Source organism: Pseudomonas sp. TE21435, assembly GCF_056279265.1.
Window position 1 is genome coordinate 1,294,222 of sequence record NZ_JBWBQZ010000001.1, and the last position, 18,046, is coordinate 1,312,267.

General features: G+C 67.4%; 16 protein-coding genes. 2 read left to right on the top strand and 14 right to left on the bottom strand.

Features of this window, described 5'->3' with window-relative positions; genetic code table 11:
- Positions 1-202: 202 nt before the first annotated feature.
- From ACZ9C1_RS05885 to ACZ9C1_RS05940, 12 genes are all read right to left on the bottom strand, one after another.
- Entirely contained in the window at positions 203-1,153 is a 951-nt protein-coding gene (locus tag ACZ9C1_RS05885; protein ID WP_476253727.1) for an aliphatic sulfonate ABC transporter substrate-binding protein, read from the bottom strand.
- Positions 1,153-3,603 carry a TonB-dependent receptor plug domain-containing protein gene (locus tag ACZ9C1_RS05890; RefSeq protein WP_476253728.1) on the bottom strand — a complete coding sequence of 817 codons (2,451 nt, stop codon included), beginning with the start codon at positions 3,601-3,603 and terminating at the stop codon, positions 1,153-1,155. The genes ACZ9C1_RS05885 and ACZ9C1_RS05890 overlap by 1 nt, the downstream gene beginning before the upstream one ends.
- 56 nt (positions 3,604-3,659) lie before the next feature.
- Positions 3,660-4,154, bottom strand: a complete 495-nt coding sequence (locus ACZ9C1_RS05895) for a RidA family protein (RefSeq protein WP_277504173.1) — start codon at positions 4,152-4,154, stop codon at positions 3,660-3,662.
- A 75-nt stretch (positions 4,155-4,229) separates the two neighbouring features.
- A complete protein-coding gene (locus tag ACZ9C1_RS05900) occupies positions 4,230-5,804 on the bottom strand; it encodes a flavin monoamine oxidase family protein (RefSeq protein ID WP_277504175.1) in 1,575 nt (524 codons plus the stop codon).
- A 185-nt stretch (positions 5,805-5,989) separates the two neighbouring features.
- Entirely contained in the window at positions 5,990-7,216 is a 1,227-nt protein-coding gene (locus tag ACZ9C1_RS05905) for a dipeptidase (protein WP_476253729.1), read from the bottom strand.
- Between the two features lie 45 nt (positions 7,217-7,261).
- A complete protein-coding gene (locus tag ACZ9C1_RS05910; protein WP_102682025.1) occupies positions 7,262-8,218 on the bottom strand; it encodes an ABC transporter substrate-binding protein in 957 nt (318 codons plus the stop codon).
- Between the two features lie 15 nt (positions 8,219-8,233).
- Positions 8,234-9,052, bottom strand: coding sequence for a class II aldolase/adducin family protein (locus tag ACZ9C1_RS05915; RefSeq protein ID WP_476253730.1), 819 nt, complete (start codon positions 9,050-9,052; stop codon positions 8,234-8,236).
- Positions 9,049-9,993: a D-isomer specific 2-hydroxyacid dehydrogenase family protein gene (locus ACZ9C1_RS05920; protein ID WP_476253731.1), complete on the bottom strand. Its 945-nt coding sequence runs from the start codon at positions 9,991-9,993 to the stop codon at positions 9,049-9,051. Before ACZ9C1_RS05920 ends, ACZ9C1_RS05915 begins: the two co-directional genes overlap by 4 nt.
- Complete coding sequence (locus ACZ9C1_RS05925) at positions 9,990-11,180, bottom strand: acyl-CoA dehydrogenase family protein (protein WP_476253732.1); 1,191 nt, start codon at positions 11,178-11,180, stop codon at positions 9,990-9,992. The genes ACZ9C1_RS05920 and ACZ9C1_RS05925 overlap by 4 nt, the downstream gene beginning before the upstream one ends.
- Positions 11,177-11,938: an ABC transporter ATP-binding protein gene (locus tag ACZ9C1_RS05930; RefSeq protein WP_110703351.1), complete on the bottom strand. Its 762-nt coding sequence runs from the start codon at positions 11,936-11,938 to the stop codon at positions 11,177-11,179. Before ACZ9C1_RS05930 ends, ACZ9C1_RS05925 begins: the two co-directional genes overlap by 4 nt.
- 2 nt (positions 11,939-11,940) lie before the next feature.
- Positions 11,941-12,765: an ABC transporter permease gene (locus ACZ9C1_RS05935; RefSeq protein WP_198755409.1), complete on the bottom strand. Its 825-nt coding sequence runs from the start codon at positions 12,763-12,765 to the stop codon at positions 11,941-11,943.
- Positions 12,766-13,000: 235 nt separating this feature from the next.
- Complete coding sequence (locus ACZ9C1_RS05940; protein WP_102682030.1) at positions 13,001-13,897, bottom strand: LysR family transcriptional regulator; 897 nt, start codon at positions 13,895-13,897, stop codon at positions 13,001-13,003.
- A 110-nt stretch (positions 13,898-14,007) separates the two neighbouring features.
- Between ACZ9C1_RS05940 and ACZ9C1_RS05945 the strand changes: the two genes are divergently transcribed.
- Together ACZ9C1_RS05945 and ACZ9C1_RS05950 are read left to right on the top strand one after the other, a co-directional pair.
- A complete protein-coding gene (locus tag ACZ9C1_RS05945; RefSeq protein ID WP_277504192.1) occupies positions 14,008-14,610 on the top strand; it encodes a cysteine dioxygenase family protein in 603 nt (200 codons plus the stop codon).
- Positions 14,607-16,190, top strand: a complete 1,584-nt coding sequence (locus tag ACZ9C1_RS05950) for a rhodanese-related sulfurtransferase (RefSeq protein WP_457377622.1) — start codon at positions 14,607-14,609, stop codon at positions 16,188-16,190. The genes ACZ9C1_RS05945 and ACZ9C1_RS05950 overlap by 4 nt, the downstream gene beginning before the upstream one ends.
- 48 nt (positions 16,191-16,238) lie before the next feature.
- Here ACZ9C1_RS05950 and paaX read toward each other — a convergent pair whose 3' ends face one another.
- On the bottom strand, positions 16,239-17,162 hold the full coding sequence (paaX, locus tag ACZ9C1_RS05955; RefSeq protein ID WP_102682033.1) for a phenylacetic acid degradation operon negative regulatory protein PaaX: 924 nt from the start codon (positions 17,160-17,162) through the stop codon (positions 16,239-16,241).
- Positions 17,163-17,221: 59 nt separating this feature from the next.
- Entirely contained in the window at positions 17,222-17,821 is a 600-nt protein-coding gene (gene paaY / locus ACZ9C1_RS05960; protein WP_277504194.1) for a phenylacetic acid degradation protein PaaY, read from the bottom strand.
- Positions 17,822-18,046 lie beyond the last annotated feature (225 nt).

The window sequence follows — 18,046 nt, forward strand, 5'->3', positions numbered from 1 at the left end:
ACTGCACCTGTGATTGGCGGCTAACCGGCGACTTCCGATGGTCGCCAGGCCATCTTCAACAAGCAGCAAGCACTTGTGAAATATCGTTTTTCTCTAGCATCAAAACTTTTTTCAAAATATTACAGAGCAACTTAAGCTATTATCAGAAATACGCATGAACATTATAAAAATTACAACTTAAGTTACGCACTGCGGATAACTTTCACTGAACTTCCGGTGCTTCATTGAACTGTTTGTCCACCTGTTGTTCGGCAACGAAGCCCGGGCCGATCACCCCCTCGTCCTGGTACAGCCGGGCGGTGTCGGCCAAGTCCCTGACCAGCGCGTCGTCCACCGCAACTTGGCGTGGCTGTGAAAAGCGGTTCGAGCGTAGGTGCACCTCCAGCGGCAGCCCGCTCTGGCAGGCCTGAATCGCCGAAAACTCCTCGACATGGGCGTTGGCCCAGTCCCAGGCGCGGCCAACCCGGCGCAGGAAATCCCGCAGTTGCGCCGGCTTGTCGCGGATCGTCGCAGGGTTGGCCACCAGCAGCATGTTGCCGGCGAACAAGCCTTCGCCGCTGACCAGCACCCGCGTGCCGCCTTCGAGCTGGACCATGCTGGTGTACGGGTCCCAGGTGGCCCAGGCGTCTGCGCCGCCGTTGGCCAGCAGGCTGCGTGACTCGCCTGGTTGGAGAAACACGAACGTGGCGTCGCGGCCGCTGTGGCCAGTGGCGCGCAACGCTGCCAGCGCCAGGTAATGGCCGATGGAGCCACGGGTGGTGGTGATGCGCCGGCCCACCAGCGACGCCGCGTCGCTCAATGGCGACGCTTCGGGCACGACGATCGCCACCGCCGTGGGCGTCACCTGCAGGCGCACCACCCCGACGGTCTTGAGCCCGGCACCGGCCGCAGTGGCGAACACGAACGGCGCGGTGCCCAGGGTGCCGATATCCACCGCGCCGGCCGCCAGGGCCTCGGCGGTGGGTGCGGCGGCGCCGAAGGCGGCGAACTCCAGGGGGTATGGCACGTCGTCGAGCTCGCCGGCGGCCTGCAGCAGCACCTGCAGCGAGTTCTTCTGGCTGGAGACGCGCAGGGTTTCGTCTGCGTGAACGCCCCCCAGCACCAGGCACAGCAACCCCGTCAGCATGTGACGCCCACTGAATAAATGACTCATCAGAACGCCAGGCTCACACGGCCGTAGTAGTAGCCCCCACCGAGTCCATAGGGCGAGAACATCCCGTACTCGTAGGTCCCGGCCCAGGGCACGATGCCGATCTTGTCCGGGTACTTGTCGAACAGGTTGTTGGCCCCCAGCGCCACCGTGATGTTCTGGGTGAGGTCGTAGGCCACGTCGATGTCGGTGATCCACTTGGCGCTGTAGGTGCGGTCGTTGGCCGGGATGTTCGAGCCTTCGGTGTACTCGCCGTAGCGGGTCAGGGTCAGGTTCACCGTCCAGTCGTCGACCTTGTAGTTGCTGTTGAGGATCCACTTGTCCTTGGGCGTGGCCTTGGTCAGGTCGATCTGCTGTTGGCGGTCGAACAGCACGTACCCTGCGCCGAGGCTCGACAGGCTCGCCGGGGTGTCGGCCAGGTCACGGATGGTGGTCTTGTTGCGGTTGTAGGCCAGGCTCCAGCGCACCGTGCCGTACTCGGCGAGCGGCTGGCGGTACTCGGCCACCAGGTCGACGCCTTTGGTGCGGGTGTCCGCGGCGTTGGCGAAGTACTGCCCGGACAAGTCAGGCGACAGGCCGTTGGCCACCAGGATTTGCGACACCGCGGGCCCGGTGAGCACGCCGGTCTGCAGGATGCGGTCGTCGATGTCGATCAGGTAGAAGTCGGCAGTCAGGCGCAGGCGCTCGGTGGGCTCGGCGGTGAAGCCCAGGCTGTAGTTGCGCGACTTCTCCGGTTCCAGGGTCTGGGCGCCGAGGGCAATGGCCTCGGGCGAGCCGGGGCGCATCTGCTTGGTGCGTGCGGTACTGGTGCTGCCGCCGGCGCCAAAGATCGTCACCGAGCTGGTCGAAGAGAACACGTTCTGCGCCAGAGACGGCGCACGGAAGCCATTGCTCACCGCCGCGCGCACCGCATAACCCGGAGCGAACTCGTAGCGGGTGGTGAACTTGCCGCTGACGGTCTCGCCGACCTCCTGGTTGTAGCGCTCGTAGCGCAGGGCGAAGGCGCTGTACCACTGCGGGGTGAGGTTGAGGCCAAAGTCGACGTAGGCCGCACCGCTATGGCGGATCATCTGCCCGGCATCCTCCGGCGTGGTGCCGTTGACCGAGAACAGGCCGGGGTCCGGACGCCGTCCGGCCAGCGGGCCGCTGGGGATGACGTAGTCGCCATAGTTATAGGAATTGGGTTCGCCCTCGGTGAGTTGGTACTTCTCCCAGCGGTACTCGACGCCGAACGAGGTTTCCAGCGGGCTGCTCCAGCCAATGTCCAGGGCCCGGCTGAAGTCCAGGTTGGTGGTCCACTGGTCGAAGATCTCGTCGGTCAGGTGAAAGCGGCGCTGGCTCAGCAACGGGTCGTTGGACAGGTTGAGGTTGTTGTCGGTGTACAGCTTGGCCTTGTCGCGGCCATAGGTGGTCGACAGGTCCCAATCCCACTCGGCGGCCAGGCCCTTGAGACCGGCGAGCAACTGGTAGTCGGTCTCCTCCACTTCGCGGGTGGCCTGGCCGCCCTTCGGATAAGGCGGGTTGGCCAGCCAGTTGGTGGCGGTGATGTCGGTGGGCGCGCGGTGGCCGAGGACCTTCTTGCCGTCGCGGTAGCTGAGGGTGGAGAACGAGTACAGCTTCAGTGCCTCGCCCAGGGGCAGTTCCAGGTTGTAGGCGCCGCTGTAGGTGCGGTCGCGGCCCAGGCCGTATTCCTCGCCCCAGCCGTGGCGTTCGCTCAGGCGCGGGTCGGGCTGGCCGTTGGCCAGGGTGGTGAAATTACCGCGCACGGCGCCGGCGCGGTCGTAGGGTTCCTGTACCTTGGCGTCGAACGACAGGTTGAGAAAACCACCGTCGCCCAGGCCGAAGCCGGCGTTGGCCGCCTCATGGCCGCTGGTGCCGTCCCCGGCATAGTACTGGCCGACGGAGCTGTCGGAGGTAATGCCCTCGGCGTCCTGCTTGAGGATGATGTTGATCACCCCGGCGATGGCGTCGGAGCCGTACTGCGCCGCCGCGCCGTCGCGCAGCACCTCGATGCGCTCGATCGCCGCGGTGGGAATAAGGTCCAGGTCCACCGGCACCGCGGCCGTGCCGACACGCGCGTTGTTGTTGATCATCGCCGTGTTGTGCCGGCGCTTGCCGTTGACCAGGATCAGCACCTGGTCGCCGCCCAGGCCGCGCATGCTGATGCCGCGCACCAGGAAGGCGGTGCCGCCACCGTTGATGGTGGGTGCGTTGAACGAGGGCAACAGGCGCGTGAGCATGTCCTTGAGGCCGTTCTGGCCGCTGGTGCGCAGTTGCTCGCCGGAGATCACGTCCACCGGCACCGGGCTGTCGGTCACGGTGCGCTGCTGGCTGCCGCGCACGCCGGTCACCACCACGGTAGACAGCGCCGGGTCTTCGGCGGCGATGGCCTCGCCGGCCAGGCTCAGGGCCAGGGCGGTGGCCACGGGGGAAAGCTTGAAGGTCTTGGGCATCTGCGGATATTCCTTGTGGCGGCCATGGCCCGGCCGCCGCTCTCGGGTTCGGGGGTTCAACGGGCCTTGGCGGCGACCGCCTCGACTTCGATCAGGGCGCCGGGCAATACCAGCCCGGCCACCTGCACCGTGGTACGGGTCGGTTTCAACGGCTGGCGCTCACTGCCGAAGAACTGGCGGAAGCCGCGCTGCAGGCCGTCGAAGTCCATGCGCCCCTGCAATCGCGGATCGCCCACCAGGTACACCCGTAACTGCACCACATCGCCCAGGCCGAGGCCGCGCGGCGCCAGGGCGGCTTCGACCTTGCGCAGCACCGCCACGGTCTGCGCCTCGGTGTCGCCATTGGCGCGCAGCTCATCCTTGGCCGCCTTGGGGTCGGCCGGGTCGGGCAGGATCCCCGAGACGAAGGTCAGCGCCGTGCCCGGCGGCAGGGTCGCCGACTGCAGGATCGGCGAGTTGGGATAGGTCGAGGGGACGCGCTCGATATCGGCGGCCTGGCTGGCCGCGGCGAACAGGACCCCCAACCCCAGAAGGGCGTGCTTGAAAGGCATGGCGAAGCTCCACTGATGTGTAGGCGCCAGCCTCGGAGGTCCGCTACCTGGCAGATGGTTTTCGTTGTGTATTGTTCAGGCGGTCTGCCGGGCCTGCGAGGAGCCCTGGGCACGCTCGCACAGGTTGCGCACCACCCGCCGGGCGGCGCCGGCGGCGGTCTCCTGCCAGATGCCGATGCCGCTGTGGGCCAGCGCGTCGCTGGTCAGGTGCACCCGCCCCTGAGCCTGGTTGAGCAGGTCATAGTCGGCATCGGCCAGCGGATGGCTGACCCACGGCCCGAGGCTGTGGGGTATGCGCCCCCAGTCCACCACCAACGGCTTGCGCAGTTCGTGGCCGTGACCGGGGTGCAGCAGCTCCACGGCCTGGCGCGACAGGGCGATCTGCTCGGCGACCGACTTGTCGGCGAACTGGCGGGCAGTCTCGCCGTTGTTGTAGGCGGCGACGAGAATGCCCTCGGCCTGGTTGAAGCCACCGCTGGGGTACCACAGGCCGGAAGACGCCTGATTGATGAACGACAGGCCGCCGTAGATCTGGTAGTCGGTCTCCCAGAACCGGCGGGACTGCCAGGCCACCTTGTTGGCATGGCCGAATTGCACGGCGGCGATCGCTTGGCGCACCTGGGCGCTGAAGTTGCTGTCGAGCTTCGCCAGCAGCGGCAGCGGCAAGGCGATCACCGCATAATCGCTGGTGATGCGCTGTGGCTGACCCTGCTGCTGGTAACCGATCTCCACCCGATCCTCGAAATTGCGGATCGAGCCCACCTCGGCCCCCAGGCGCAGAACATCCTGCAGGTGGCGCTGGAAGGCCAGGGGAATACGGTCCATGCCGCCCACCGGCTGGAACATGGTCGGCGAGAACTCCGGGTACTCGTCGATCATCAGTGCCGTGCCCAGGGCCGGGTTGAGCAAGGTGCGCAGGGGCAGCGGGTCGTTGCGCAGGGCCTGCTGGTCGCCGGCCCCGGGCCAGACCTTGTAGCCCGAGCGCGCCGAGCCCAGGTACTCGAGTTTCTCCGACAGGTCGCCCCAGGTGCGCAGGAAGCCAAGCAGGTTGCGCCGGTCGTCCAGGCTCAGTTCCTGGTCCAGGGCCTGGCGGTCGACGGCCTTGGCCAGCAGTTCGGCCAGGTGCCCACGGCTGTCGTTGACTGCCTGGCGGATCTGCATTGGCGGCTGGTCGAGGTCGGGACGCACCAGGGCGTTGCGGCTGGTGTTGACCAGCACCTCAAGCGCCACTCCCAGCTCGCGGCAATAGCCGAGCATCAACTGGTGATGGCTGGGCAGTCGGCCGGGGCCGGCGTTGAGGTAGAAACCCTCGTCGAACGCGACGGTCTGCACGCTGCCATCGGTGAACGCGACCCGATCCCCCCGGCGCACGGTCCAGTTGCGCCCGCCAACCCGTTCGCGGGCCTCCAGCAGGGTGACGGCGAAACCGGCCTTGCGCAGCTCGTAGGCCGCCACCAGGCCGCCGATGCCGGCGCCGACCACGGTGACAGTGGCGCCCTGCCCTACACGGGCCATTGGCAACGCGGCGTAGTTCTCCTGGCTGGCCCGTGCCGATCCCGTCGTGCCAAACAGGCCCAGTGCCGCCGTGGCAGCCTGCAGGCCACCGACCACACCGATACGGGCAATGAGCTGTCGTCTGGTCAATGGCATCGCGGGCACTCTCCCTGGTCCACGGTTATCGCTTTCAGTTATGGCTTGACGTTATCAAGCTACGAAAACGCTCTATGTGGAGCCATCCTAGAGAGCGGGATGGGATAAGAGAAATACATTTTGAGCATATGCAAATATTAAAATGTGTAATGTCTCAGGCTTTGCATTCTGCACAAAACGCATAATTATTTTGAAACACCTGAGCTCGCGGCAGCAGCGGTCTGCGCCTCTCCCATCACTCGCAACAGGTTCCCTCCCCAGATATCCGCGAGGTCCCGTTCGTGGTACCCCGCCGCCAACAACCGCGCAGTGATCTCCGGCAAATCGCTGACATCGCGCAGTCCCGTCACCCCGCCGCCACCATCCCAATCCGCGCCGATGCCGACATGCCGTGGCCCGACTACGTCAAGGATGTGCAGCAGATGCGCCATGAAGTCGTCCAGGCTGGTTGCCGGCAACGGATACCGGGCCTCGACCTCGCGTATGCGCCGGGCCAGGTCCGCCACCTGCGCGGGCGGCAGGCTGGCCGCCAGGCGGAACTCCCGGTACAGCGGTGCCAGGGCCTTGTCCCGGGCGGGATTCGGCGCACGCGGCACCAGGTCGCTGGCGTAGGTGTTGACCTGCACCACCCCGCCCCCGGCAGCAAGCTGGCGCAAACGTTCATCATCGAGATTGCGCGGATGCGGGCCGATGGCCCGGGCGCCGGAATGCGAGGCGATCACCGGGGCACGGGACAACGCCAGCACCTGATCGAACACCGCATCGGAGGCATGGGACACATCGATCAGGATCCCCAGGCGGTTGGCTGCCTGCACCAACTCGCGGCCGGCCGGGCTCAGCCCATGCCAGTGCGGCAAGGCAGTGGCCGAATCGGCGAAATCGTTGTTCTGCGCATGCACCAGGCCCAGCATGCGCAAGCCCAGACGGTGGTAGGTGGCCAGCCGGCCGGGGTCGGCCGCCAGCGGTTCGGCGTTTTCCATGCTGATCAGCACCACCCGCCGCCCTGAGGCAACGATCGCCGGCACCTCCTGCGCCCGCGTGGCCAGGGCGAACGCGTCCGGCCGGGCGGCGACCATGTCGCGGATGCGGGTGATCACCGCCAGGCCATGTTCGCTGGCCAGGGTGCGTCCCTCGGGCGTGAGCGGACCCTGTGGGGTGAAGATGGCGAAGAATCCGCCGTCCAGGCCACCGTCGCGCATGCGCGGCAGGTCGACCTGGGACAGATCGTCGGCATAGCGGTGGCGCTGGCCTATGTCCCAGCCGGGTCGGGCCAGTTGCATGGGCGTGTCCAGGTGGCTGTCGAGCACGATCAGGCGCTCATGCAGGGCGCGGGTCGAGGGCGCGACATCGGCCAGCGCGGTGCTGGAGGCCAGTGCCAGCGGCAGCCAGGCGTATCGAGTTGAACGAGGCATGGAAGTCCTTTTTGCCAGATGCGGCCCTGCGGGGGGCCGCATGAATCACTCGGTCCAGCTGAAACTGCGATCCCACAACGGCGCCACGTCCAGGCGCTGGGGCAGTACGCCGGCGGCGTGGAAGGTGTCGGCCACGTCCTGCTGCGACCGCACCGCGGCATCGTCCACCGCCTGCAGCACCCGCGGCCCGCTCTGGGCCTTGTACTGGGCAATGAACACTTCCCGGGGGATGCCCAGCACCTGCTCGCATCGCGCCGCCCACGCCTCGGGGTGGTGCTGCACCCATTGCCAGCTGCGGTATTCGCGGCGCACATAGTCCTCGATCGCCGCGCGCTTGAGCGGATCCTCGATCGCCCGCCGGTTGGCGGCGATCACGTAGTTGCCCGACAGGTAGCCCTGCCCGGTGCGCAGCACCCGCGCACCGCTGCGCAGCTCGGCCAGCTGGATGAAGTAGCCAAAGGTCACCCAGACATCCAGGTTGCCGTTCTGGAACGCGGCGAAGCCATCCTGGGGCGTCAGCGCCAGGGGCTGGATGTCCGCCAGGGTCAGGCCCTGGTCCTTGAGGGCGCGCAGCAGCAGGTAGTGCGACGACGTGGAGCGGATGTAACCGACCCGTTTGCCCGGCAGCTCGGCCAGCGATTGCATCGTCGACCCCCTGGGCACGATGAAGGCCTGGTTGTTGACATCACCGGTCAGCACGGCGATGAGCCTGACCGGCGCCTGGTTGCGGATACCGAAGATCGGCGGGATCTCGCTCATCGGCGCCAGGTCCAGGGTACCGCTGACCAGCGCCTCGAAACCGAGGTTGCCGCCATTGAACTCGGCGTATTTCACGCCATACGGTGGGCGCTCGATGCCTGCCTGTTCGAAGAAGGTCGGCGCGGCGCCCTTGTACGTGGCCACGCCCAAGGTCAGCCCTTGCCAGTCGCGGGCAAAGACGCCGGGCAGCGCGCAGGCGAGCCCGCCCAGGGCGCTGTACTGCAGAAAACGACGGCGATTCATGGCGCCTCCTTGCACTCAGTCGAGAAAGTCAGGTTCGTCGCGCAGCAGACGGTCCCAGTACGGCTGGAAGCTGAACCAGCCGCCGAACTCGGTACCGACCTGGCGCGCCGTGTGCTCGGCCACCGCCGCCGGGATCGGCCGGGGCGTACCGGCGGCCTCGGCCAATAGTTGCGCGTGGGCGGCGTTGTCCAGGGCGATGAAACGCCACACCGCCGCTTCCACCGTACGCCCGACGGTCAGCAGGCCATGGTTCTGCAAGATCAGCGCGACCTTGTCCGGCCCCAGCGTGGCGGCGATGCGCGCGCCCTCGCTGGCCTCCAGCACCACCCCGGTGAAGTTGTCGAACAGCGCGTGCTTGCCATGAAAGGCGCAGGCGTCCTGGGTCAGTGGGTCGAGCAGGCGTCCCAGGCTCGACCAGGCCTTGCCGTACAACGAATGGGCATGGGCGGCGGCCACCACGTCCGGGCGCGCCTCGTGCAGCGCCGCGTGGATGGCGAAGGCAGCGAGGTTCAACGCGCCCTGCCCTTCGACGATCTCGCCCCGAGGATTCACCAACAGCAGGTCGCTGACGCGGATATGGCCGAAGTACACGCCCACCGGATTGACCCAGAAGTGATCGGGGTACTGGGGGTCGCGCACGGTGATATGGCCGGCGCCGCCCATGTCGAAACCGTGCCGGGCAAACAGGCGGAACGAGCCGGCCAGGCGCTGCTTGCGCAGCAGGCGCTCGGCCTCGGGGGTCGGTTGCTGGGGCGGGTCCTGCCAGCGATGCACGGTGTGGCCGTCGCGGGGCAATGAATAGGCGGTGGGTAGGCGGCTCAGCCTGGCGCTCATGTGGTCTCTCCTTGGGCCAGCAGGTTCTCCAGCGGTCGTCCGCTGCGCAAATGTTCGAGGTTGCGCGCCAGCAGCGCGGCGAGGTTGCGGTACACCTGCGGCGTGTTGGCCGAGGTATGGGGGCTCAGCCGGACCTTGGGATGGCCGTACAGCCGGTGCCCGGCCGGCAGTGGCTCGGGCTCGGTGACATCGAGGCTGGCCAGGGCCACTTGGCCGCTGTCCAGGGCATCGAGCAAGGCGTCCTGGTCCACCAGGCTGCCACGGGCGATATTGATCAGGTGCAGACCGGGCTTGGCGTGGGCGAGGCTACGGCGATCGACGACATGCCGGGTCGACGGGTCGGCCGGTGCCGCCAGTACCAGGTGATCGGCGCGGGCGAACAGTTCCTCGACGCTGGCCGCGCCCCGTACGCCGGCCACCTCGAACGGCCTGGCCGAGCGCCGCAGGGCGATCACCTCGATGTCCAGGGCCAGGGCCTTGCGCGCCAGGGCCTGGCCGATCCGCCCGAAACCGTAGATACCCAAGGTGCTGCCGGCCAGCGAGGCCAGCGGACGTGGCTGCCACTGCCCGGGCTCGTCGATCCACAACTGCGGCAGTTGCTTGGCGGCCGCGAACATCGACGCCAGGGCGAACTCGGCCAGGCTGTCCGCCGTCACCCCGCGAGCACTGGCCACAGGCACCGGCTCGAGCAACCAACCGGGAAAGAAGTCGATGCCGGAGCTAACCAGTTGCACGAAACCGAGCCCGAACGGCCAGCCCGAGGGCGGCGCTACGGCGTCACGCAGGCCAGGGTCGGGCGCGGCCAGCAGGACCCGAACATCGTCCGGCAGCCCATGGGGCACGCCCCTGGGCAACGCCAGGATTTCCACGCCTGGCACGGCGGCGGCCAGCAACGCGTTGAACCGCGCGTCCAGCTGACTGGCGATGCGCACGCCGCTCATGCCTGGCCGCCACGGCTGGGCAAGGCAAACGCCGAGCGGCCGGCGGCGCCGAGCACCGCGTCGTTCTGCGGGGTGTGGATACGGCTGCACAGCACATCGCGGTAATGCCGCTCAAGCGGGTTGCCCCGGGCCAGCGCCGGGTTGCCGATCGCTTCGACGGCCAATTCGACCGCACTGATGGCCTGGGTGGTGACCAGGTACTTGACCTGGGTGGCCTCGCTCGCCGGGATGCGCCCTTCGGCAGCGGCGTCGAGCAGGACCCGGTTGGACAGCAGCAAGGCGTCGATGCGCCCCACCAGTTCCTGGAAACGCGGCAGGCTCGACAGCGGCGCGCCGAGATTGGCCGGAGTGCGCCCGGCCAGCCAGCCCACCAGCCAGTCGCGGGCGGCACGGGCAACGCCGTCGTAGATACTCGACAGCAGCACGGCCAGCCACAGCACGCCGTTGTGATCGAGTTCGGACGGGCGTGGCTGACGCGCCGGGAGGATGTCCACGGCGTGCTCGGCGGGCACCAGCACATCATCGAAGATCACGTCGTGGCTGCAGGTGGCACGCATGCCCAGGTGGTCCCAGGTTTCCTCGATGCGGATGCCCGGTGTGTCGCGATGCACCAGCCAGGTGCCGACCCGGGGCTCGTCCTCGTCGCTGCGCGCCCACACCGCCAGCCAAGTCAGGCCGGGGATGCCGGTGGAGTAGATCTTGCGCCCGTTGATCCGCCAGCCCTCGGCTACCCGCCGGGCGACGGTGCCCGGCAGGCCGCCCCGGGCCGGGGTGCCCAGTTCCGGCTCCACGCGCAGGGCGTTGACCAGCGCGCCGTCCGCCACCGCCTCGCGGGCCAGGCGCAGGCGCAGGTGTTCAGGCCAGGCCTGGTTCTGTTGCAGGCGCGCGTGCTGCAGGTACTGCATCACCAGCACCAGGGCGGTGGACGGCTCGCCCCGGGCCACGGCGGCGATCACCCGCCGGGCCTGGGCCAGCGTCGCTTCGCTGCCACCCAGGCGGCGCGGCACGGTCAGGGCCAGCAGGCCATGTTCATGCAGGCGCCGCAGGTTGGCGTGGGGGAAGCTGCCTTGGCGATCGTGCTCGGCGGCGCTGGCGGCGAATTCGTCGCTCAGGTGGGCCAGCAAGTCGGCGAAGGCCGGCGAATCGAGGTCGGCCGCCTTGGCGGCGGTATGCAGGTCGAGGCTCATCGTTGGGCGGTCCGTGCGAGGGTATGGGCATGGCTGGGCGCAGGCGCTTCGACGCCGAGCAGGGCCAGCAGGTGTTGGCGCAGCGCCTGGAAGCCACGGCTGGCCACCTCGCGGTGGCGCGGCAGGCGAATCGGGATCTGCTCGGCGATGCGCCCGGCGTCCAGCACCACGACCCGGTCGGCCAGCAGCAAGGCTTCGTCGACGTCGTGAGTGACCAGCAGCACCGATGGCTGATGGGTGCGCCATAGTTCAAGGATCAACTGGTGCATGCGCATGCGCGTCAAGGCGTCCAGCGCGGCGAACGGCTCGTCGAGCAGCAGCAATTGCGGCTCGCGCACCAGCGCCCGGGCCAGGGCCACGCGCTGGGCCTCGCCACCGGACAGGGTCCCCGGCCAGGCCTCGGTGCGGTGCGCCAGGCCCACCTCACGCAGCGCGGCCAGGGCACGCGCTTTTGGCTCGGCGCCCCTCAGGCCCAGGAGGACATTGCGCCAGGCCCGCTTCCAGGGCATCAGCCGCGGTTCCTGGAACACCGCCGCATGCACGCCGGGCACCTCCAGCGTGCCCGCCTCCACCCGGTCCAGGCCGGCCAGCGCCCGCAGCAAGGTGGTCTTGCCCGAGCCGCTGCGGCCGAGCAAGGCGACGAACTCGCCGGGCGCCAGGTCCAGGTCCAGGCCATCGAGCACCGTGTGGCCCTGGAACCTGCGCGTGAGCCCGCGCACCCGCACCGGTGGGCGCAAGCGTTGCAGTGCGACTTCCATGATCAGTTCCTTATGAAGGTGGGGCGCCAAGCCAGGGCCAGGCGTTCGAGCAAGCGCACGAGGGCGTCGATGGACAGGCCCAGCACGCTGTAGACGATCAGGCAGATGACGATGACGTCGGTGCGCATGAAATCGCGAGCGTCGTTGACCAGATAGCCCAGCCCGGCGCTGGCGTTGATCTGCTCGACCACCACCAGGCCTAGCCAACTGATGCCGAAGGCGTAGCGCAGGCCGACGAAGAACGCCGGCAGCGCGCCGGGCAGGATCACGTGCCAGACCAGCCCCAGGCGCCCCAGGCCGAACAGCTGCCCGGCCTCCACCAGCTTGGGGTCGACGCCACGGATGCCGGAAAACAGGGTGAGGTACACCGGGAAGGTGGTGCCCAGTGCAATCAGGGCGATCTTGGGCGTTTCGCCCACGCCGAACCACAGGATGAACAGCGGCACGATGGCCAGGAACGGCAAGGTGCGCAGCATCTGCACCGGCGAGTCGATGGCGAGTTCGCCACGCCGCGAAAGGCCTGCGAGCAACGCCAGCAGCGTGCCCACGCTGACCCCGATGGCCAGGCCGCTCAGGGCACGCTTGAGGGATACCCACAAATGCCCGGCCAGCTCGCCGCTGACGATCATCTGCCAGAGGGTGTCGCCGATGGCGCTGGGCGCGGCGATGATTCGCGGCGGCAACAGGCCGCTGCGCGAGGCAAGTTCCCACGCCACCAGCAACAGCAACGGGCTGATCAGGCGCAGGCCAAGGTTACGCCAACCCTGCCAGCGCAACAGGGTCAGCAGGGCCGTGGCGGGGACAGGTGTGTTGCTTTGCCGGGACATTCCATCTCCTCGCTCAAGGCCGATCCACTGATTGCTGGCCGCGGCGGGAGTGTCGATCAAGCCCACCGGTGCCTGGCTTGATCCTTATGCTATCGATCTTAAAAAGTGCCGTGAAATTCGATCTGCTTCTAACCTAATATACAAATAATGCATTCAACAATTACCAACATATGCAAAATATTAAATTTGCATGGGTGCTTCGGGACTGCAACGCAGCCCCATTTCAGCCTCGCGCCTACGGTTGATTCGCCACCCGCTGCGCCACGGTCTCGCCAAACAACGCCACCGGCGCCTGCAGGTTGCCGAGAAAACGCGGATGGATCAGCCACAAGTCGATCACCGGCTTGAAATCACTCACCTGCACGATGTCCAGGCGCTCGCGGTGGCGGCTGTTGTCCAGCAACGGTCGTGGCACCAGGCCAAAGCCCAGGCCATTGGCGATCAAGCCCAGTTGCAACTCGGTACCGAAGGTTTCCAGGTTGATCCGCAGCGACAGCCCTTCGTCGTTCAACGCCCGCTGCAGACCGGCACGGAAGCCACAGCCGTCGGGGTTGAGCACCCAGCCACGCTGGTAGCAGTCGGCAAGCTTGCAACTGCGCTTGCCCACCTCGCCGCGGGCAGCCACCACCACCAGGTCCATGCGCGCCAACGAGCGACCGACGATGCCCTCTGGGAACACCTTGCCGGCCGGGAACAGTGCCGCCACCGCGTCCAGCTCGCCGTTCTCCATCTTGCCCAGCAGGTGGCTGCCCCAACCGGTGGCGACTTGGGTCTGCAGGTCGGGATACAGCGCCTTGAGCTGGCTGAGGGCGTCGAGCAGCACCACGTCGCCGATGGTCTGCGGCACCCCCAGGCGCAGCGCGCCACTGGGCAAGGCGTCGCTGAGCACCAGTTCGCGCAGCGCGTCCATCTCGCGCAGCACCGCCCGGCACTGCTCGTAGACGCGCATGCCCATGGGCGTGGGTTTCAATGGTTTGGTGTTGCGGTCCAGCAGGCTGACGCCGAGGGCTTCCTCGAAGTTCTGCACCCGACGGGTGATGGCCGGCTGGGTCAGGCGCAGCGATTCAGCCGCCTGGCTGATGGACTGGCTGCGGATGACGGCCACGAATGCATCGATATCATCTATCTTCATTCTTAATTCGCATAATAAATATCTGGAAAAATACGCAAAAAGAATAATACCTTTTTCCTCGCCACGGTAGCGCCCGGCGCTGCCTAACCTGACGGACATCGAGGGAACCCATGTCTCAAACGCCCAACCTTGGACGGCTACGCAGCTTCATCGGCGAGCTGGCCGACCTTCTCGCCCAGGCGCCGGACGAGCCGCGCCTGCTCGACCACGGCGCGCGGCTGCTGCGCGATCTGCTCAGTGTCGATGACTGGCTGCCGGACGACTACGCCCGGCCCAGCCCGGAGTGCTACCAGCAGTACCTGCTGCACGCCGACTCCGGCCAGCGGTTCTCCATCGTCAGTTTCGTCTGGGGGCCAGGGCAGGAAACCCCCGTGCACGACCACCGCACCTGGGGGCTGATCGGCATGCTGCGCGGCAGCGAAATCAGCCAGGGCTATGCCCTGGCGCACGGTGCCCTGCAGCCGGAGGGCCGGGCCGAGCGGCTCGCGCCCGGCGAGGTGATCGCGGTGTCGCCGCGCATCGGCGACCTGCACCAGGTGCGCAATGCCCATGCCGACCGTACTTCCATCAGCATCCATGTCTACGGCGCCAACATCGGCGCCGTGCGGCGTGCGGTGTACAGCGCCGAGGGCGAAGAGAAGCCCTTCATTTCCGGCTATTCCAACAGCCACCTGCCCAACCTCTGGGATCTGTCGAAAGAGAACCGCGCATGAGCCAGGCTACCCACCGCAGCTACCATGCTATCCGCACCGCCCTGCTTGCCGGCCAGGAGCTGGCCTTGCTCGATGTCCGCGAGGAAGACCCGTTCGCCCAGGCCCATCCGCTGTTCGCCGCCAATGTGCCGCTGTCGCGCCTTGAACTGGAGATCTACGCCCGAGTACCACGGCGCGACACGCCCATCACCGTCTACGACGACGGCGAAGGGCTGGCGTTGACCGCCGCGCAGCGCCTGCTCGCCCTGGGCTACACCGACGTGGCGCTGCTCGACGGCGGCCTGGCCGGTTGGCGCGAAGCAGGTGGCGAGTTGTTCCGAGACGTCAACGTGCCGAGCAAGGCTTTCGGCGAGCTGGTGGAGGCCGAGCGCCATACACCGTCGCTGCCGGCCGAAGAGGTCAAGGCGCTGCTCGACGCCAACGCCGATGTGGTGGTGCTGGATGCCCGCCGCTTCGACGAGTACCAGACCATGAGCATCCCCAGCGGTATCAGCGTGCCCGGCGCCGAACTGGTGCTGCGCGTGGCAGAGCTGGCCCCCGACCCGGCCACCCGGGTGATCGTCAATTGCGCCGGGCGCACCCGCAGCATCATCGGCACCCAGTCGCTGGTCAATGCCGGCGTCCCCAACCCGGTGGCGGCCCTGCGCAACGGCACCATCGGCTGGACCCTTGCCGGGCAGGCACTGGAACATGGCCAGTCGCGCCGTTTCCGCGCAGTGACCGCCACCACCCACGCCAGCGCCGCGCAACGCGCCCGCCAGGTGGCCGACCGCGCCGGTGTGGCACGCATCGATCTGGCAGGCCTGCGCCAATGGCAGGCCGAAGCGCAGCGCACCACTTACCTGTTCGATGTGCGCACGCCCGAGGAGTTTGTCCTGGGCCACCTGCCCGGCGCCCGCTCCACGCCCGGTGGCCAACTGGTACAGGAGATCGACCATGTCGCCAGTGTGCGCGGCGCGCGCCTGGTGCTGGTGGACGACGACGGCGTGCGCGCCAACATGAGTGCGTCGTGGCTGGCCCAGATGGGCTGGGCGGTGGCGGTGCTCGATGGGTTGTCGTCTGACGACTTCACGGAAACCGGCGTCTGGGTCGCGCCCGTGCCGGCACCGCCCGAGGCTGAAACCATCAGCCCCGCCCTCCTCGCCGACTGGCTTTCGGAGCCGGGCACCCAGGTGCTGGACTTCACCACCAGCGCCAACCATGTCCGGCAGCATATTCCCGGTGCGGTCTGGGCGCTGCGTAGCCAACTTGAAGAAGTACTGGCGACATTACCGGCAGCACGGCACTTCGTCCTGACCTGCGGCTCGAGCCAACTGGCGCGCTATGCCGCACCAGAGGTGGCGGCCCTGAGCGGCAAACCGGTGTTCGTGCTCGAGGGCGGCAACAGCGCCTGGAACGCCGCCGGGCTGCCGACCGAACAAGGCGAGCAGCGCCTGGGTGCGCCGCGCATCGATCGTTATCGGCGGCCCTACGAGGGTACCGATAGCCCGCGCGAAGCGATGCAGGGGTATCTGGATTGGGAGTTCGGGTTGGTGGAACAGTTGGGGCGTGACGGAACCCATGGGTTCTTTGTCATCTGACAACTTGCACGCCCTCTTCGCACGAGAGGGCTTGCCCGTTCCTTTCACTCAGCCAAGCCCGCCGAACCGTCGGTAGTAACTCTCGTTGGCATCCGGCAACGGCCCATCCGCCGTTTCCAGCGCGCTGGCCAGATACTCCTCCGCCCTGCCCTGCACCAGCCGGTACAGGTTGCGGCACAGCTGCCGCGCCGCGCGCCCTTCCCAATCCCCCGGCAACAGCTCGTCCGGCAACTGCGGATCACGCAGCAGCAGGCGGCGGTATTCGTGGATCAGCAGCGTGCGCGCCAGGAAGCAGTCCTGCGGGCTTGGCGCGTCCAGGTCCTTCATCGCCTGCCACAACGGGCGGAACAGGCGGATGAACTCGCTGTAGTGCTGGCCCAGTTCCTCGATGTTCCAACTTTCCCGCACCTGGGCGCGCAGGGCCTTGGAGGCCAGCACTTCCTGGGCGTGGGTCTCGAAGACGATGCAGTCGTCCTCGGCATCCTGCTCGCGCAGGGTGGCGGCCAGGTCGGCACGGTCGGTGCGCGGGCAGCCCAGCAGGTTCGCGCCCATGACGCCGAAGCCTTGCCACTCGAGCTCTTCACGCACGGCCTTGCGTTTGGTGGCGTCGAGCTGGGCCAGGAGCACCAGGGTCCAGGCGCCGTTCCAGGCCGGCAGGCTGGCGCTGTAGACGCGCTTGAAGGCTTTTTCGAAGCGCCGCCGGCCGGTGCCGGTGAGGCTGTAGTAGCTACGCCGGCCGACCTTTTCGGCGGTCAGCCAGCCTTCCTTGGTCAGGCGGAATATCGAGGTGCGGATCAGCCGCTCGTTGATGCCCATCGGCTCCAGCAGGTTGATCAGGCTGCCCAGCCAGACCGTGCCGCCATGGGGTTCGATGGCATCGCCGTAGAGGGTGATGATCAGGGAGCTGGCGCGGATCGGCGTCTGCTCCTGGAAACGGGTAATCAGGTGATTCAGGGGGGCAAGGCTGCTCATGGGGGAACGAGGCGCGGCTAAAGCCTCGACTATACCTGCCTGCCGCGACCGCGCAAGGCTCATGCACCGCCCTCGGCCTTGGGCCTGAAGCCGGAGTCGCCCATGCGTGGGCGGTCCTGCTCCGGCGCGGTCAATGGCGGGCACTCCACCAGCGCGCTCAGGCAACGCCGGGCGAGGCTGTGGTACTCGGTGGTACCGCGCTGCTTCCAGGCCAGTTCCTGGTCGCTGAGCGGGCGCTTGGCCACGGCCGGCGCGCCGACCACCAGGTGTTGCTGCGGGCATTCGAAGCCTGCCTTGACGAAGGCCGTGGCGGCAACGATGCAGCGCGGGGCGATATGCGCGGCGTCCATGACCACCGCGTTCATGCCGACCAGGGCATCCTCGCCGATCCGGCAGCCATGCAGCACGGCGCCATGGCCGATATGGCCGTTGCGCTCGACCACCGTGTCGCCGCCGGGAAAACCGTGCATCACGCAGGTGTCCTGCAGGTTGGCGCCCTCCTCCAGGATGATTCGCCCGAAATCGCCGCGCAGCGAGGCCAAGGGGCCGATGTAGCAGTTTGCGCCGACCAGCACGTCGCCGATCAGCACGGCGCTTGGGTGTACGTAGGCGCTGGGGTGGACCACGGGGGTGAGGCCGTCGAGGCGGTAGCAGGGCATGGGTCTGGCTCTCGATATGATTCAGAAGACTTATCGATCCTGTATCAGATCAAATCACTTAGTCAATGCCTTGCTGGTGTATCGCTTTCTTCACCAAGCTTCAGACCTGTGAAGACTTCATCGTGGGGCAACCCCGCTTCCACCGAGTGATAGTAAGAGCGAGGCTGCGTGGGAGCGGGCTTGCCCCGCGACAGCGTAACTCGCTTCACATATAGATACGCAATT